The following is a 13,646-nucleotide window of genomic DNA, read 5'->3' on the forward strand; positions in this document are numbered from 1 at the left end:
AGCAGGGGATGATGAGGCCGGTCGGGACGAGCGGCGCGTTCCGTCCTGCTCTCTTGCCTCAACGGTATGCAGCCCCGCCATTAACCTCAAATGCATGTCAGGCACGGCTAGGATTACTCCCATGCAATTGGACTTGAACCTGCTCGCCGCGCTCGACGCGCTGCTGGAGGAGGGAAGTGTGGCCGGGGCGGCCGCGCGCCTGCACGTCACCGCCCCCGCGATGAGCCGGAGTCTGGGCAGGATCCGGCGCACGACCGGGGATCAGATCCTGGTGCGCACCGGCCGCACGATGACCCCGACGCCGTATGCGATCGCCGTCCGGGAACAGGTGCACGCGCTGCTGCACCAGGTCCAGGGGGTGCTGGCGCCGAGCCGTGAACTCGATCTGGCGACATTGGAGCGGACCTTCACACTCCGCTGGCACGATTCCCTGGTCGCCTTGAGCGGCCCCGCACTGCTCTCGGCCGTGCGCGCCCAGGCGCCGGGCGTGCGACTGCGCTTCGTGGCGGAATCGAGCGTCGACACACCCGAGTTGCGGCGCGGCGAGGTCGACCTGGAGGCGAACGCCAACCGCCCGAGCGCACCGGACATCCGTGCCGAGAACGTGGGTGAGACCCGCCTCGTCATCGTCGTGAGGCGGGGGCACCCCCTCACCCGCGTCAGGACTGTCACCGCAAAGCGGTACGCCGCCGCAGAGCACGTCACCGTCTCGCGACGTGGAAACCTCAGCAATGCCCTCGACGACGCCCTCGCGCGGCTCGGCCTCACCCGCCGCGTGGTGGCGACCGCGCCCACGGAAGCAGCCGCGCTGGAGTTCGCACGCGGTTCCGATCTCCTGATCAGCGTCCCCGAAGCCACCACACGGTCAGCGGTCGCCGACCTCGGCCTGGTCGTGCTCCCCCTGCCGCTCGAACTGCCGTCGGCGCCGGTGTACCTGTCATGGCATCAGCGCTACGACAGCGACCGCGCCCACGCCTGGCTGCGCGGGCTGGCACGAACCGCGCTGGCCATGGGCGGAGCGTCGCCGTAGTCGGCGCCGTCCGACCGCTGCGCCCATGCGTCCGGATCGCGGGTCCGGCCCGTGTACCCGTCACGGACAGGGTCGAGCACTGCCGCGCGTCCGGTGACCGGGCCGAGCTCTCCCTGTCCGGGGTTCGTGAAGGTCCAGGTGGTGTCTTCGGTCAGGACCGCTTCCGGCTCGGGCACATTCGGCTCGTCCAGGGCATGGGCGTAGTTCGACACCGCCTGCTGGAGTTCGGCGATCACGGGACCACCGTCAGCACGATCTTGCCTTGGAGGTGGCCCTGCGCGGCTCGCGTGTGTGCCTTGCCCGCCTCGGGCAGCGGGTAGGTGCTGTCCACCCCGACCTGGAGCCTGCCCTCGTCGAACAGGCGCCCGATCTCGGCGAGCTGGCGACCGTTGGAACGCACCTGAATGTTCGAGACTGTGATGCCCCGACTCGCCGTCTCTTCCGGGTCGTACTGGGCGAAGAACACCGGAAGCATGGTGCCGCCGCGCTTGAGCACGGTCAGGAAGCGTGAGCTGTCCGGGCCACCGACGGTGTCGATCACCAGGTCGACACCGCTGACCACGTCCGCGGCCTGCGTCCTGGTGTAGTCGATGAACTCATCGGCGCCGAGCTTGCGCAGGAACTGCTCGTGCCGGCCCGAGGCCACCGCGATCACGTGTGCCCCCTTCCATTTCGCCAGCTGCACCGCGAAGTGGCCCACTCCACCGGCGGCCCCGTTGACCAGCACGGTCATCCCCGGCGTGATCGGCACCGGCCGGTGCACCTGGCCGGTGAAAGGAGACGGCACGTCGTGGCCGAGATCAACCAGGTACTGCCAGGCCGTAAGCACGGCCATCGGCGCCCCGGCCGCCTGCACGTGGTCGACACCGGCCGGCTTGTGAGCCAGGTCCGAAGCCGGCGCGGCCACATACTCGGCGTATGTCCGGCCGTCGAATCCGGGGAACCGCAGCATGCCGAAGACCTCGTCACCGACGGCGAACCCCAGCACGTCCGGAGCGACCGCCTGGACCACGCCCGACATGTCCGTTCCGGGGATCAGGGGGAACTCCAGCGCCGGCCTCAGCTCGGCCGGCATGACCTTCATCCCCTCACGCAGGTACCAGTCCGGCGGGTTGATACCCGCCGCGTGCACCCGGACGAGCACCTCGCCCGGGCCGATCTCGGGAACCGGCACCTCGTCATACTGCAGAACTTCTGGCCCGCCCGCTTCGTGGAACTGGATCGCCTTCATCGCGCCTGTCGCTTTCTCGGGGAAACGTTGCTCCTTCAGTCAAGGCCCAGGACGGCATGGCCGTCCAAGACCGGTTCGGCAACCTCGTCATTCCGAAACGGCATGACGCCTACGCTGGAAGGGTGAACGATCTCGGACAGGACCTGGAACTGCGGCTGGTGCGCTACTTCACCGTGGTGGCGGCGCACCAGCACTTCGGGCGGGCCGCCGCCGACCTGCACGTGGCCCAGCCGGCGCTGAGCCGCCAGATCCAACGGCTCGAGAAGTATCTCGGCACACGACTGCTGGACCGCGTACCACAGGGCACCCGGCTCACTCCGGCCGGCCAGAGGTTCCTCCCCCGGGCCCAAGCCCTGCTGCAGGCCGCCCGCCAGGCCGAACTGGCCGTGCGTGGACAAGCCGAGACCGAACGAATCGCCATCGGCTACGTCGAAGACCTGGTGATCACTGCCGCCGTACGGGAACTGCGCCGCCGTTACCCGGACGCCGAGATCGCCACCCGTTACCTGAGCTGCCGCGACGTCGGGGCGCTGTCCGACAAGCGCGTCGACGCCCTGATCGCGCGGGCCCCGCTGCCGCTCGCCGCCGACGACGTGTTCACCACGCTGCTGTACGAGGAGCCCCGGATGCTCGTGGTCCCGCGTGGCCATCCCTTGGCCGACCGCACGTCGGTGACCGCGGAAGAGCTGGCCGGCGAGGAGGCGGCGCCGTGCGCGTTCGAGACCGCGGACTGGACTTCCTACCGGATCCTCGGGGCCGGCGTGCCGCCGATCGAGAGCTACGAGGACAAGCTCGAACTCGTCGCAAGCGGCCGGGCGATCGCCGTGCTACCGGTCGGCGATCGGCGTAGCTCACTGCGTCCCGACCTCGTCACCGTCCCTGTCGAGAACGCTCCCCCGAGCCAGGTCGTCCTGGTCAGCCGCAAGGGCGACCCGAATCCGATGATCAGGAATCTCCGGCTGGCGGCCGAGGCCGTCCTGACCGCCCCGGCAGCCTGACCGGGACCCGCTTGGCACCGAACTGCCCCAAGCGGTGCTCACGCGCGCTGTGTTCGTCGTGGCATGCCCCACGCCCACCACACCCCGGGCCGGCCAGGCGGGCGTGGCGGGGGGAACGGTGCTCTCGCGGCGAGGCAGTGCCGCAACCTCAACATTCCTGGCCGCTACGGCCTCACCGCTCCCAGCCCGGCCGAGGGCCCCTGCGGCCCGCGGCGCGGCCGGGCGGGGCGACGACGACGACGGCGGCAGCGACGACGGCGGCGGCAGCGACGATTGAGACCGCCTACTTGGATTCGACCCGTCCGAGCGGGTCGGGTGCGGCGGCCAGCGCGTCGCGCGCGCTCTGCCACGCAGGGTCCCCGGTGTGGAGCTCGCTGCGCAGGTAGGCCGCGGTGAGCCGGGCGAGGGCGGCGACCCGTTCGGGGTTCTCGTCCGTGGTCTCGGCGACGTCGTACCCGGACACCCCGCCGAGCCCGTGCTCCGCGCCGAACAGGGTGAGCAGCGACTTGGGGCCCGGGGAGAGGGCGTACGGATCGGCGTGCCAGTCGGGGCCGGCGGTGGTGAGGAAGGCGGAGTCGTCCTTGTCGCCGGCGACCACGAGCGCGGGTGTGGTCATCGTGGAGAAGTCCGTGGTCAGGAAGAAGGGGTAGTGCTCGACGGTGAAGTCGGTGAGGGCGTCGCCGCCGCGGCCGGGCGCGGCGAGCAGGACGCCGGCCGTGATCCGGGGCTCGGCCAGGTCCACCTCGGTCCCGTCGTCGGGGTCGGTGAGGCGGGCGCCCAGCAGCAGGCTCGCGGTGTGCCCGCCCATCGAGTGCCCGGCCACCGCCACCCGGCTGTGGTCGATGCGGCCGGCGAGTTGCGGGACGTCCGCCTCGATCGCGTCGAGCCGGTCGAGGATGCGTGTCATGTCCTCGGCCCTGGTGCGCCAGTGCGGGTAGGCCCCGGGCGCGGTGGGGCCGGGGTCCAGTGTCCTGGAGTCCAGGTGGGTCGGCTGGATCACGACGAAGCCCTGGGCCGCCCAGAAGTTCGCGAGCGGGGCGTAGCCGTTCAGCGAGGAGAGGTTGTTCGAGAAGCCGAGACCGTGCGACAGGAGAATGACCGGCAGGTCACCCCCGGTCACCGGGGCGGAGATGCGCACCTGCAGGTCGCCGGCGCGGCCGGGAGCCGGCAGCAGCACCGGGCTGACCGACAGGACCGGCGTGCCGGGGATATCGGCCGTGGAAGCGGGACTGCTCATGACGGGTCTGCCTCTCGACGGCCCTGCGGCCTGATCGCGTGCGGTCGGCGGCAGGGTAGGGCGGAGCGCCCGCTTTCGGCTACGCTGAAAGCGGATCGTTGTTCCACTTAAAATACGGAACGCTGATCCGTTTCGTCAACGACGACCGGAAGGAGTGCATGGTGCCCACGGCAGACCAGCCCAAAGGGGCGTCCGCCCGCAGCAAGCGGGTGGACGCGGTACGCAACCAGCAGACGCTGCTCGACGCCGCCGCGGAGGTGTTCGTCTCCTCGGGGGTCGATGCGCCGATCCGGGAGATCGCGGCCCGCGCCGGCGTCGGACTCGGGACGCTCTACCGCCACTTCCCCACCCGGGCGGACCTCGTCACCGCCGTCTACCGCCACCAGATCGAGGCCTGCGCCCAGGCCGGCCCGGCCCTCCTGGCCGGCGCCGCCTCCCCCTTCGACGCGCTGCGCCAGTGGATCGACCTCTTCGTCGACTTCCTGGTAACCAAGCACGGGCTCGCGGACGCCCTGCAGTCCGACAGCGACCGATTCGCCGCCCTGCACACCCACTTCCTCGACCGGCTGGTGCCCGTCTGCGCCCAACTGCTCGACGCCGCAGCCGACGCCGGTGACATCAGGCCGGGCATCCAGCCCTACGAACTCATGCGCGGCATCGGCAACCTCTGCATCGGACGGGACACCGACCCCCGCTACGACCCCCGCAGGCTGATCGACCTCCTCCTCCAGGGACTGCGCCGACGGCACACCTGACCCCACGCCCGCGCCCACACCCGGCCCTGCGGCCTGTGGTGGTCAGGTCCGCGCGGATCCCCTGGTTTCCCCGGACCCGGCTTTCCGGCGGGGCACGTGCCGCCACTGACCAGGCGGGGAGAGCGACGGATCGTAGCAAAGCTGGACGTATCGACCATCTCAGGGACGCCTCGATCGCCAAAGCGGGCCAGGAGTCCATCCCTGGGCGGAGCGCAGCCCGACGGTGTGCAGAGCGCCCCCAGCGTCCCGCGTCAGGCCGGTTGTGCCTCGGGGGCGCGGGTGCACAGGTGTGCGGTGGGGCAGGCCGGGCAGCCTCGGACGTCGACCAGGTCGGCGACAGCGTCGAAGAGCTCCTGGGCGTGCTCGACGGAGCCGACACCCTTGAACGTGGCGTAGTCCTCAACGGTGCCGGTGGTGCCCTCGGACAGGTGGGAGCGCAGGTAGGCGAGGGCCGCATACTGGTCGGCGCCGATCGCCTGCGGGTCCGCCGGGATGCACACCTTGGGGACCAGGTCGCCGGCGATGTCGCCGTTGAACAGCCACGGGTCGCCCGGCCGGGCGGGCTTGCCGACGACGACTCGCAGCGCGCAGTCATCCTCGCCGTACGGCTCGACGAGCAGCATGCCGGCGGCGTGCAGCTCGTGCACCGAGGCCCGCAGGTCCTGCCCGGAGCCCTGGCCGCCGAGCATGCCGGTGAGTTCGGCGACCGGCAGTCGGCGGACCGTGCCGTCCGGGTGGCCCAGCCGTAGGACGCCGCCGTCGATGGCAAGGTCGAGCCACAGCGCCTGAGCGGGGATCTTCGGCCCGTAGACGGGGCGCAGCCGGGTCAGGCGGCGGGTGATGTCGATGGTCTCCGGGCTGAGGCGGGTGTCGGTGGCGGCCTTCTCTGCAGTGTCGGGGGCGACGGTCAGCCACTCGTCGTAGCCCGGCGGCCGGAGCTGCTGCAGCGTGTACTCGGCGGCGGACCGCTCCCGGCGCGGCTTGCCCGGCTTCCTGCGTCCCATGACGGTGCCCTCCCAGCTCAGCATGCGGTGACCAGGCCATTGAACACCCGCCGCAGCCACCTGAGTTCCCGTTGGCAACGTCGGGTGCGAAGGCCGGCCGCGGCTGTGAGGCATGCGGGTGGCACGGTCTGCGGGCAGGATCACCGGGCACCACCCACCGCAGGACGCAACGCCGACGCCGCGGGCGGCGCTGCGCGGCGGGACAGGTCTCGCACGGCGAAGTCCCACCACCCGAAAGGCAAGAGGATGGTGGGACTTCGCCCGATCCGAGCGGCGCTCAGCCGTCCGTCATACCGGGCAGCAGAGTGACGTCGCCGGCGTGGATCACCGCGAGACGGTACGCCCGGACTGGATCCCGTTGTTCGTCGGGTACAGGTGCGCCCACGACAGGTTGCACGGGAGCTGCGCGAAGGTGTTGTCGTACTGGGACTGGGTCACGTCGTTCCAGTTGAGATTGATGCTGTTCCCACAGGTGTCCCCCGCGGTCAGCCAGAACCGCTCGTCGGTGTTGCCCACGTTGACGTGCCACCCGATGATCCGGCCGTTCGCGTAGACCTGGTACCAGGCACCCGTGGAGCTGGTAGCGCTGTCGGATCCGCTGTCGGAAGCGGACGCGGTGCCGGCGGTCGCGATGCCGACGCCGACCGTGGCCGCAGTGGCGATGGCCAGGGCGGCGAGGGTCTTCCTGACACGCATGCTGATCTCCCTTGATAGACAGAGGTGTTGACGACCCGACTCGGCCCGGACCCCGTGCGGGTCGGGCCTGCCACGGACTCGCGTGCGGCCATGCCGCCGTGGCAGGGCGTACCGGTTCAGCCGGTGAACTCGGCACACGGTCTTCCGGCATCCCAGGAATTGATCGGCGCCTGCGGGCCGCAGCGCCGGAGACGGGCTGGGCCCGGCTCGGCCAAGAGTCTTTCGGAGCCCCGCAGGAAAGCCCCAGGAACGAAGGGGGAGGTTGGCCGGAGGTTCCGAGGATGGCCCGAAGCCATGACCGGCGGTTGGCCGGAAGTTCCGGAGTTGGCCCGAAGCCATGACCGGCGGTTGACCGGACGTTTCCCGGCTGGTCTGATCGTCCGGTGGCTCGGGGGAAGCCCGTTCGGAGGGGGATCCGATGGATATGCCCGAATTCGGTCCACTGCTGCGCCAGTGGCGGTTGCGGGCCGGCCTGACCCAGGAGGAACTCGCCGGCCGGTCCGGTCTGTCGTCCCGGGCCATCCGTGAGCTGGAACGCGGTCGGGTGCGGCAGCCACGGCTGAGTTCCGTACGACTGCTGGCGGATTCGATGGAACTCACGGAGCAGGAACGGAAGAGGCTGGCGCGGGCTGCGCAGCCGGCCGCTTCCTCGACGGCGGCTCCCCCGGCAGTGGAGGTCTCACCCCCGTCGCCGCCCCCGGCGCCCGTACCATCGGGCGGTGCTCCGTCTGCTCCGGAGGACGTTCCGCCCGACAACGGCAGCCGCAGTTCCGGTGGCCGGACCGGCTCCTCACGGCCCGTCCCTGCCGCGAACGCCACCGTGAGCCGTCTGCGGTCCCCCGGCCCGTTCGTCCGCGTCACGCGCTCAGGCGTGTTGGCCGCCGCGTGTGTGCTGGCAGCCGTAGCGGTCGTCGGCGGCGATGGAGTTCCGGCGGCCGACTCCCCTCCGGCGCCCCCGTCCCAGCTCATCTCCTACGTTGCCCGGGTCAGCAACGATGTGTCCCCGGCCGGAGCCTACGGCAGCGTCGGCACGGGCCTGCTGGTCGAACACCCCGTCGCCCGGGGCGACTCGCTCCTCGTCACGGTCCGGCTGATCAACGCGCAGCCGGGTCCGGTCACCGTGACCGACACCGCCGGCAACACCTACACCGAGGCGGGTGAGACGACCGACGCCGACGGCGACCGGTTGCTGATCCTGACAGCCGTCCGCACCAGACCGCTTCGGCCGGGCCGGGACCGGATCACCCTGACCTGGCCCGCCTCCGGCGGCAATCAGGTGACAGTCGACGAATTCCACGGCATCACAGCCGTCGGCTCGGCCACCGGCACGGACTCGGGCCACGGCACCACCCGTTTCCTCGGCCAGGGATGGCTGTGCGCCGAGGCCGAACGAGGGCTTCTGGTCAGCGCCGTCGCGAGCTACTCCGATCTCGCCGTCTTCGGCGGCCCCTGGGAGGGGCTGCCCGACCTGACCCTGGACCAGTACCGGCTGGCGACGCGCTACCGCCTCTACGGAGCGGAGAACCTCTGCCTGGAAACCGAGGTCCCGATGGGACCCGCGACGCGATGGGAAGCGCTCGCAGTGGCCGCACGCTGAAGCCGGCTCGTCGAGAACGCCGGGGCCGCCGGCTATGCACCTCAGCCTGTACGCCTCCGGTGCAGAACCCGTGCCCGTTGCGGCAGTTCGCGTCCCGCGCGGAGGTGTCCGGCCGAACATCCGGCCAAACGTCCGGTCAACGTCCGGTCAACGTCATGGTCAGTCGATCTGTCCCGTAGCAAGCATGGGTGCCAGCGCTGGTTGGCAAGCGCGGCGCAAGCGCAGTTGTCTCCGCCGTCTCGGTGGGTGAGATCGCTTGCAGTGGATCGTTCGTCCGACCAAGGAGAAGACATGCACGTCAAGCTGGGGCGCCGAGTCGCCTCTCTCGCCACGGTGATCGCACTGGCTGTCACAGGGGTCGGACTCGCGTCGGGAAGCGCGTCCGCCGCATCCGGGTCCGACTCCAACTCCGCGCACGGCGTGGAGATCACGGGCTGGAACCAGACGGGCGTCAACCCGACGGTGTCTGCCCGGCTGTGCAACTACCAGAGTTCGGCGAACAGGTTCTACTTCTGGATCAGGGACGTGACCGGTCACTACGTCACCGATCCGTGGCACATCACCCCCGTCCTCGCGCCTGGACAATGCGAATACATATCCGGCGAGGACTCCGGCTCCGCCGCGATTCAGGTCTATGCGAGGTCCGGAAGCGCCTGGACCTTCGGCACCGACCCGATCTACCTCGGCTGACGGCCGCCGCGCCCGCACCCGCTGTGCCATCGCAGCAGGTGCGGGCGCGGGGCATGGCGCCCAACGGACGCCGCGGCGACCGGACACGCGGCGGCGACCAGCGCCCCGGCGCCGTGTCCTCCGAAGCCTGACCGCGGCAGTTCGGACCGTTCACACCGAGCGAGGGATCGGGGACAGCGGTCTGCACCTGCCCCCGCCGCCTCGCTGGAACGGGCCGGGCACGGACACCTGCTGGGTGTCCGTGCCCGGGCCGTCCATCGGCCGCTCGGACAGGCGGGCATTGCGACGCACGAGGGCCTTGAGGGCCTCCCGGGCGTCACGGCGGCGTTCGGCTGCGGGCAGCGACGGCCTGCCACAGCCGCGCTGCACCGGGTGCGCAGCGCGGCCCGGCCGTTGCGCATGTGCAGCCGAACCGACCGCCCAGCCCGTTGTGGAGCCGGCTGTTACGCGGGCTGTCGCAGCGCCGACGGTGCTGCAGGCGGGTGCCAGAGGGTTTTCGATAGGGGATTCCCTCCCAACTGTCCGACTTTGATTCTTGCGGCGGTGAGCGCTACGTGATGGCGTGACCTTCGAGGTGCTGCCACCCCTACCGCAATTGCGGTCCGGCCAGCCACCCGACCAATGCGCACCTGACTCCCGATGTGACGGATGTGACCTTGTGGTGCACGAAGGCGGGGAGCACGACGATGCTGCCCTGTGCCCTCGGCATGGGCTGCGGCGTGCCGAACACCTCGAAGTCACCGCCCTCGTAGTCGCGACCATCGCTGAGTTGGATGCTGACGGTCAACTTACGTTTGGACAGCGGTCGTTCGAGGCCATAGTCGTTGTGCCAGTGGAAGTGCCCGCGGCCCTCGACGTACTCGAGGAACTGCGGGGGTTTGACGATGTCCGTCAGGTCCAGCTCGAAGTAGCGGCGGTTCAGTGCCTCACCCGCGTCCCGGATGAGTTGATAGACGTCCTCGAACAGCGCCGACCGCGGAAGCAGACGTGAATGGCCGACGCGGTGATCGGGCAAGGACTTCTGGCCGACGACGCCAGGGGTGACGGTATAGAGAGACCTGCACCGCTCGGCGAGCTCCGCACACACGGCGGGGCCGAGGCCGGACACGATCGCGGCCCACTGCCCGGGCTCGCCGATGACGCGGGCGTTGGCGTCCATCATCCTGCCGCCTCGCCCGCCAACGGTCGGAGCATCATATGGTCGAAGGGTCTCTCGGCGGGGATGTTCAGTGCGCCGGTCTCCCTCACGGCGCGTACGAAACCCGCGATGAGCGAATCGGTTTCGGCGGCCACGTACTTCTGCAAGAACCCACGCAACTGTGAGGGCTCGTCGAGAGCGGCCAGGGCACCCAGTACCACCCGGTAATCGGGCTCGGTGATGCGATGCAACATCGTCACGGCGCCCGCATGGCGCAGTCCGGCAACCACGGCGTCGCCGAACGGCCCCGCCACTCCCGGCCACCGCGCGTCCGACCACCCGAGCGCCGCCGGCACCAGTGCCGAGGCCGCCGCGTTGCGACTGAGTTCGCGCGCCACCAGGAACGCCGTGTGTACGTCGCAACGGGCGATCAACGTCTCCACCGTCCGGCCGAGCGCCGTGGCACCGGAACGGATCAGCATTCTGACCAGCTGCACTGTACGTGTCCGAAGTAGATCGTCCTTGCTGGGGTCGAGAGCGACGGCGGGAGGAAAGTAGGCGTACTCCGGGATGGGGACGGAATGCGCACAGGTGCGAGCCACCAGGGTCACGCTCGGGCAACCAAGATGCACGACGGAGTGGATCAATGCAGGGCCTTGGTGAATCTCGCGCACGGCTCCGACGCCGAGCAACTCCGCGTCGGTGGCGACGACCCGCCCGATCATGAAATGCTCGTCGACCCGGTGTGTTTCGGCGAATTCGAAGCGGGTGTGGACGCTCTGACCGTCCAGGACGGCGAACGCACCGGAGAACCCGTGCGCGTGCACGTCGGTGCTGCTCTGGACCCAGAACAGTGCGTCAAGCTGAAACTCGCCGTCGTGGTAGAGCGTGACGGGCGGTTGTCCGAAGGTCTCGTCGAGCCGCGGTTGAAAGGGGAGCTCGGCACCGTCGAGCACCCAGTGCAGCACGTCGTTGCCTGTGACAGGTTCGCAGGCGAGGCCATCCGAGATGGCTCGGGCGGCAATGGATGGAAACGATTCAGGGGTGTTGTCGGACCGTCGCCAGCGGTGCCGGAGCTCGGCGGCCGTGCAGGACACGAAGTCGTCGACCCGACCGCGTGTCACCGTCTCACTGCCCGTCACCATGCGACAACCTCCTGGCGATCAACCAATGGGATCGAGGGCAACCTTGCCCGGAAGTCCATGATCCGGGTTCGGCGTAGAAACCGCATCGTCCGGATCAGCTGGGCGGCGTCGAGTTCGTCGTTCCGGTCGCGCCGAAGCCGCTCGTGGATTTCGCGACCCGTCGCCACGCCGTCGATCAGTGCCAGCACGGACAGGTCCCTCGCAGTGACTGGCTGGAGCCTGCTGCCCCACGGTGTGACCACCTTGAAGTGGACGGCCGACGCCCGGCCCGTGACCGAGGTCGTGGGCCTTGGTGGGAACGAATAGTCGACGGTGTAACCATCGGCGACGATGACGGGCACCAGCCCCAGGACGGATTCGAAGTCCGGCGCCGGCTCGACGAGCACGCCTTCGACCACCGCGAAGTCCAGCCCCAGTTCGAGCATCGTCCACAACGCGTCGGACGGCGTCTCGACGATGGGCTGGCCGGAACCGTTCAGCGACGTGTTCAAGATCATCGGCACGCCGGTGCGCTCGTGGAAGCGCCGGATCAGCGAGTGGAAGCGTGGCTGGAGCTCTTCGTGAACGGATTGCACGCGCGCGCTGTCGTCGACGTGCGCGACGGCGGGCACCCGGGATCCGCGGCCCGGTCGGAACGTGAACGTGCGCAGCATGAACGGGCTGTCGCACCGCGCCTCGTCGACGTCGAACCAGGTGTGGACGTGTTCGGCCAGCACCGATGGAGCGAACGGGCGGAACGCCTCTCGCTGCTTGACGTCGCGGTTCAGCCTCACCTTGTGCTCCGCACAGCGAGGATCCGCCACGATGCTGCGCTGCCCCAGCGCGCGCGGGCCGAGTTCGCTCCCGCCGTCGAACCACGCCCCGAACTGTCCGCGCTCCAACCGATCCGCAGCGACGTCGGCGATGTCGGTCACATCTCGGTCCGGGCACACGGCGACAAGGGGGATCGATCGGATGGCTTCGTGCACCTCACTCGGGCCATAGCGGTGCCCGAATCCCTCACTCACCAGCCTGGCCGGGCGGTGCTGGTGGTGACGCCAGAGTCCGTAGAACGCGGCGCCGACGGCGGGTCCGCTGTCCTCGGCGAATGGCGCGACGAAGACGTCGGAGAAGCCGGACTCGCGCATCAGGCGTTCGTTCACCAGGCAGTTCAGCGCCACGCCACCGGAGTAGCACAGGTACGCCGAGGTGGACGACGCGCGCAACCGACTCACCAGCGCCAGGATCGCCTCCTCGAGGGCGGATTGAACCGAGGCGGCGAGGTCGGCGTACTCGCCCTGGCGCAGAGGCCATCGCTCGGAGTGCCGAAACTTCTCCGGCACCGCAGTGGCGAACGTCGCCAGGCCGTGGGTCACGGACACGAATTCGTGCGGCTGGAACGACGGCGTACCGAACGGGGCCAGCCCCATGACCTTGCCTGCGTCCATCGGGTCGCCGAAGATTTGCTGAGCGACGGCGGAGTACATGCCGCCGATACTGCCGAAGCCTGGCATTCCCTCGCCAGCGTGGTCCAGCCACTTGCCATCCGGGACGAGCTGCTTGGCGATGGGACGGATGGTCGTTCCCGACGCGTCGTACGCCGAGATGATCTCCCAGCCGGAGGGTGCGCCGATGACGGCGCAGCGCTCCTCCTCGCTGAGATCTTGATCGGGTGACCCCATTCCATCCACGACGAGAATGGCGGCGTCCGAGAAGCCTGACAGGGCATAGGCACTGATGGCGTGGCCGAGGTGGTGCGATATCCGCAGGGTAGGAATCCCGTGAAAGCATTGGCGCAGTTGACGATTCAGGCTCACGTCCTGCTCGGCGTGACCCGCCTCCCCCTGCGCACACAGCACGATGGCGTCCAATTGCCCTGACTCGATCCCGGCATGGCGAAGGCAGTACTCGGTGGCCAGGCTGGCGCGGGCGCCGTAGGTGCGGTCGCGCTTGATGCCTGAGAGCCGCTCCTCTTGGACGGCGGCGACGATCTCGGCTCCGTGCAACAGACACGCTCCGCCGTTGTGCGCGGCACTGAGTCCGAGAATCCACGGCGTTTCAGTGTTTCTCAAGTGTTCTCCCGGCCTATCATCGGAATTCGAGGCGACCCGGCGCGCGCCAAGCCTATGCCCGGAGGGGTGGCGTA

At 69.7% G+C, this 13,646-nt stretch carries 13 protein-coding genes; 5 read left to right on the top strand and 8 right to left on the bottom strand.

The annotated features are described in order from the left end of the window. Positions 1 to 121 precede the first annotated feature (121 nt). Entirely contained in the window at positions 122 to 1,030 is a 909-nt protein-coding gene (locus ABTY56_RS19855; protein ID WP_350630294.1) for a LysR family transcriptional regulator, read from the top strand. Here ABTY56_RS19855 and ABTY56_RS19860 read toward each other — a convergent pair. Together ABTY56_RS19860 and ABTY56_RS19865 are read right to left on the bottom strand one after the other, a co-directional pair. Further along, positions 952 to 1,266: a nuclear transport factor 2 family protein gene (locus ABTY56_RS19860; RefSeq protein ID WP_350630234.1), complete on the bottom strand. Its 315-nt coding sequence runs from the start codon at positions 1,264 to 1,266 to the stop codon at positions 952 to 954. The genes ABTY56_RS19855 and ABTY56_RS19860 overlap by 79 nt on opposite strands. Continuing rightward, positions 1,263 to 2,261 carry an NADP-dependent oxidoreductase gene (locus ABTY56_RS19865; RefSeq protein WP_350630235.1) on the bottom strand — a complete coding sequence of 333 codons (999 nt, stop codon included), beginning with the start codon at positions 2,259 to 2,261 and terminating at the stop codon, positions 1,263 to 1,265. The genes ABTY56_RS19860 and ABTY56_RS19865 overlap by 4 nt, the downstream gene beginning before the upstream one ends. 122 nt (positions 2,262 to 2,383) lie before the next feature. On the opposite strand from ABTY56_RS19865, the gene ABTY56_RS19870 reads away from it, so the two are divergent. Next, positions 2,384 to 3,259 (top strand): LysR family transcriptional regulator, encoded by an 876-nt coding sequence (locus ABTY56_RS19870; protein WP_350630236.1) that lies wholly within the window; start codon positions 2,384 to 2,386, stop codon positions 3,257 to 3,259. A 283-nt stretch (positions 3,260 to 3,542) separates the two neighbouring features. On the opposite strand, the gene ABTY56_RS19875 is transcribed toward ABTY56_RS19870, so the two are convergent. Then, entirely contained in the window at positions 3,543 to 4,496 is a 954-nt protein-coding gene (locus tag ABTY56_RS19875) for an alpha/beta hydrolase family protein (protein ID WP_350630237.1), read from the bottom strand. A 158-nt stretch (positions 4,497 to 4,654) separates the two neighbouring features. Here ABTY56_RS19875 and ABTY56_RS19880 point away from each other — a divergent pair, with 158 nt between their 5' ends. Further along, on the top strand, positions 4,655 to 5,251 hold the full coding sequence (locus tag ABTY56_RS19880) for a TetR/AcrR family transcriptional regulator (RefSeq protein WP_350630238.1): 597 nt from the start codon (positions 4,655 to 4,657) through the stop codon (positions 5,249 to 5,251). 251 nt (positions 5,252 to 5,502) lie between these two features. Here the strand turns inward: ABTY56_RS19880 and ABTY56_RS19885 are convergent, their stop codons facing one another. Further along, on the bottom strand, positions 5,503 to 6,255 hold the full coding sequence (locus tag ABTY56_RS19885; RefSeq protein WP_350630239.1) for a hypothetical protein: 753 nt from the start codon (positions 6,253 to 6,255) through the stop codon (positions 5,503 to 5,505). 324 nt (positions 6,256 to 6,579) lie between these two features. Next, complete coding sequence (locus ABTY56_RS19890) at positions 6,580 to 6,951, bottom strand: hypothetical protein (protein WP_350630240.1); 372 nt, start codon at positions 6,949 to 6,951, stop codon at positions 6,580 to 6,582. 424 nt (positions 6,952 to 7,375) lie between these two features. Here ABTY56_RS19890 and ABTY56_RS38865 point away from each other — a divergent pair, with 424 nt between their 5' ends. Then, positions 7,376 to 8,548, top strand: coding sequence for a helix-turn-helix domain-containing protein (locus ABTY56_RS38865; protein ID WP_502893151.1), 1,173 nt, complete (start codon positions 7,376 to 7,378; stop codon positions 8,546 to 8,548). Between the two features lie 291 nt (positions 8,549 to 8,839). Next, positions 8,840 to 9,238, top strand: a complete 399-nt coding sequence (locus ABTY56_RS19905; protein WP_350630241.1) for a hypothetical protein — start codon at positions 8,840 to 8,842, stop codon at positions 9,236 to 9,238. Positions 9,239 to 9,824: 586 nt separating this feature from the next. Here the strand turns inward: ABTY56_RS19905 and ABTY56_RS19910 are convergent. Genes ABTY56_RS19910 through ABTY56_RS19920 form a run of 3 tightly spaced genes read right to left on the bottom strand, consistent with a single transcriptional unit; the run spans position 9,825 to position 13,572 of the window. Then, positions 9,825 to 10,400 carry a 2OG-Fe(II) oxygenase gene (locus tag ABTY56_RS19910; protein ID WP_350630242.1) on the bottom strand — a complete coding sequence of 192 codons (576 nt, stop codon included), beginning with the start codon at positions 10,398 to 10,400 and terminating at the stop codon, positions 9,825 to 9,827. Beyond that, positions 10,397 to 11,521 carry a cupin domain-containing protein gene (locus ABTY56_RS19915; protein WP_350630243.1) on the bottom strand — a complete coding sequence of 375 codons (1,125 nt, stop codon included), beginning with the start codon at positions 11,519 to 11,521 and terminating at the stop codon, positions 10,397 to 10,399. The genes ABTY56_RS19910 and ABTY56_RS19915 overlap by 4 nt, the downstream gene beginning before the upstream one ends. Then, positions 11,515 to 13,572, bottom strand: a complete 2,058-nt coding sequence (locus ABTY56_RS19920) for a carbamoyltransferase family protein (protein ID WP_350630244.1) — start codon at positions 13,570 to 13,572, stop codon at positions 11,515 to 11,517. The genes ABTY56_RS19915 and ABTY56_RS19920 overlap by 7 nt, the downstream gene beginning before the upstream one ends. Between the last annotated feature and the right edge of the window lie 74 nt (positions 13,573 to 13,646).

Source organism: Kitasatospora sp. NPDC097691, assembly GCF_040302665.1.
Lineage (GTDB): Bacteria > Actinomycetota > Actinomycetes > Streptomycetales > Streptomycetaceae > Kitasatospora.

Bases quoted from the DNA above. Each gene is read 5' to 3' on its own strand.
- ABTY56_RS19890 (WP_350630240.1), bottom strand. From the start codon at position 6,951: ATGCGTGTCAGGAAGACCCTCGCCGCCCTGGCCATCGCCACTGCGGCC.
- ABTY56_RS19905 (WP_350630241.1), top strand. From the start codon at position 8,840: ATGCACGTCAAGCTGGGGCGCCGAGTCGCCTCTCTCGCCACGGTGATC.
- ABTY56_RS38865 (WP_502893151.1), top strand. From the start codon at position 7,376: ATGCCCGAATTCGGTCCACTGCTGCGCCAGTGGCGGTTGCGGGCCGGC.
- ABTY56_RS19865 (WP_350630235.1), bottom strand. From the start codon at position 2,261: ATGAAGGCGATCCAGTTCCACGAAGCGGGCGGGCCAGAAGTTCTGCAG.
- ABTY56_RS19875 (WP_350630237.1), bottom strand. From the start codon at position 4,496: ATGAGCAGTCCCGCTTCCACGGCCGATATCCCCGGCACGCCGGTCCTG.
- ABTY56_RS19880 (WP_350630238.1), top strand. From the start codon at position 4,655: ATGGTGCCCACGGCAGACCAGCCCAAAGGGGCGTCCGCCCGCAGCAAG.
- ABTY56_RS19915 (WP_350630243.1), bottom strand. From the start codon at position 11,521: ATGGTGACGGGCAGTGAGACGGTGACACGCGGTCGGGTCGACGACTTC.
- ABTY56_RS19855 (WP_350630294.1), top strand. From the start codon at position 122: ATGCAATTGGACTTGAACCTGCTCGCCGCGCTCGACGCGCTGCTGGAG.
- ABTY56_RS19910 (WP_350630242.1), bottom strand. From the start codon at position 10,400: ATGATGGACGCCAACGCCCGCGTCATCGGCGAGCCCGGGCAGTGGGCC.
- ABTY56_RS19885 (WP_350630239.1), bottom strand. From the start codon at position 6,255: ATGGGACGCAGGAAGCCGGGCAAGCCGCGCCGGGAGCGGTCCGCCGCC.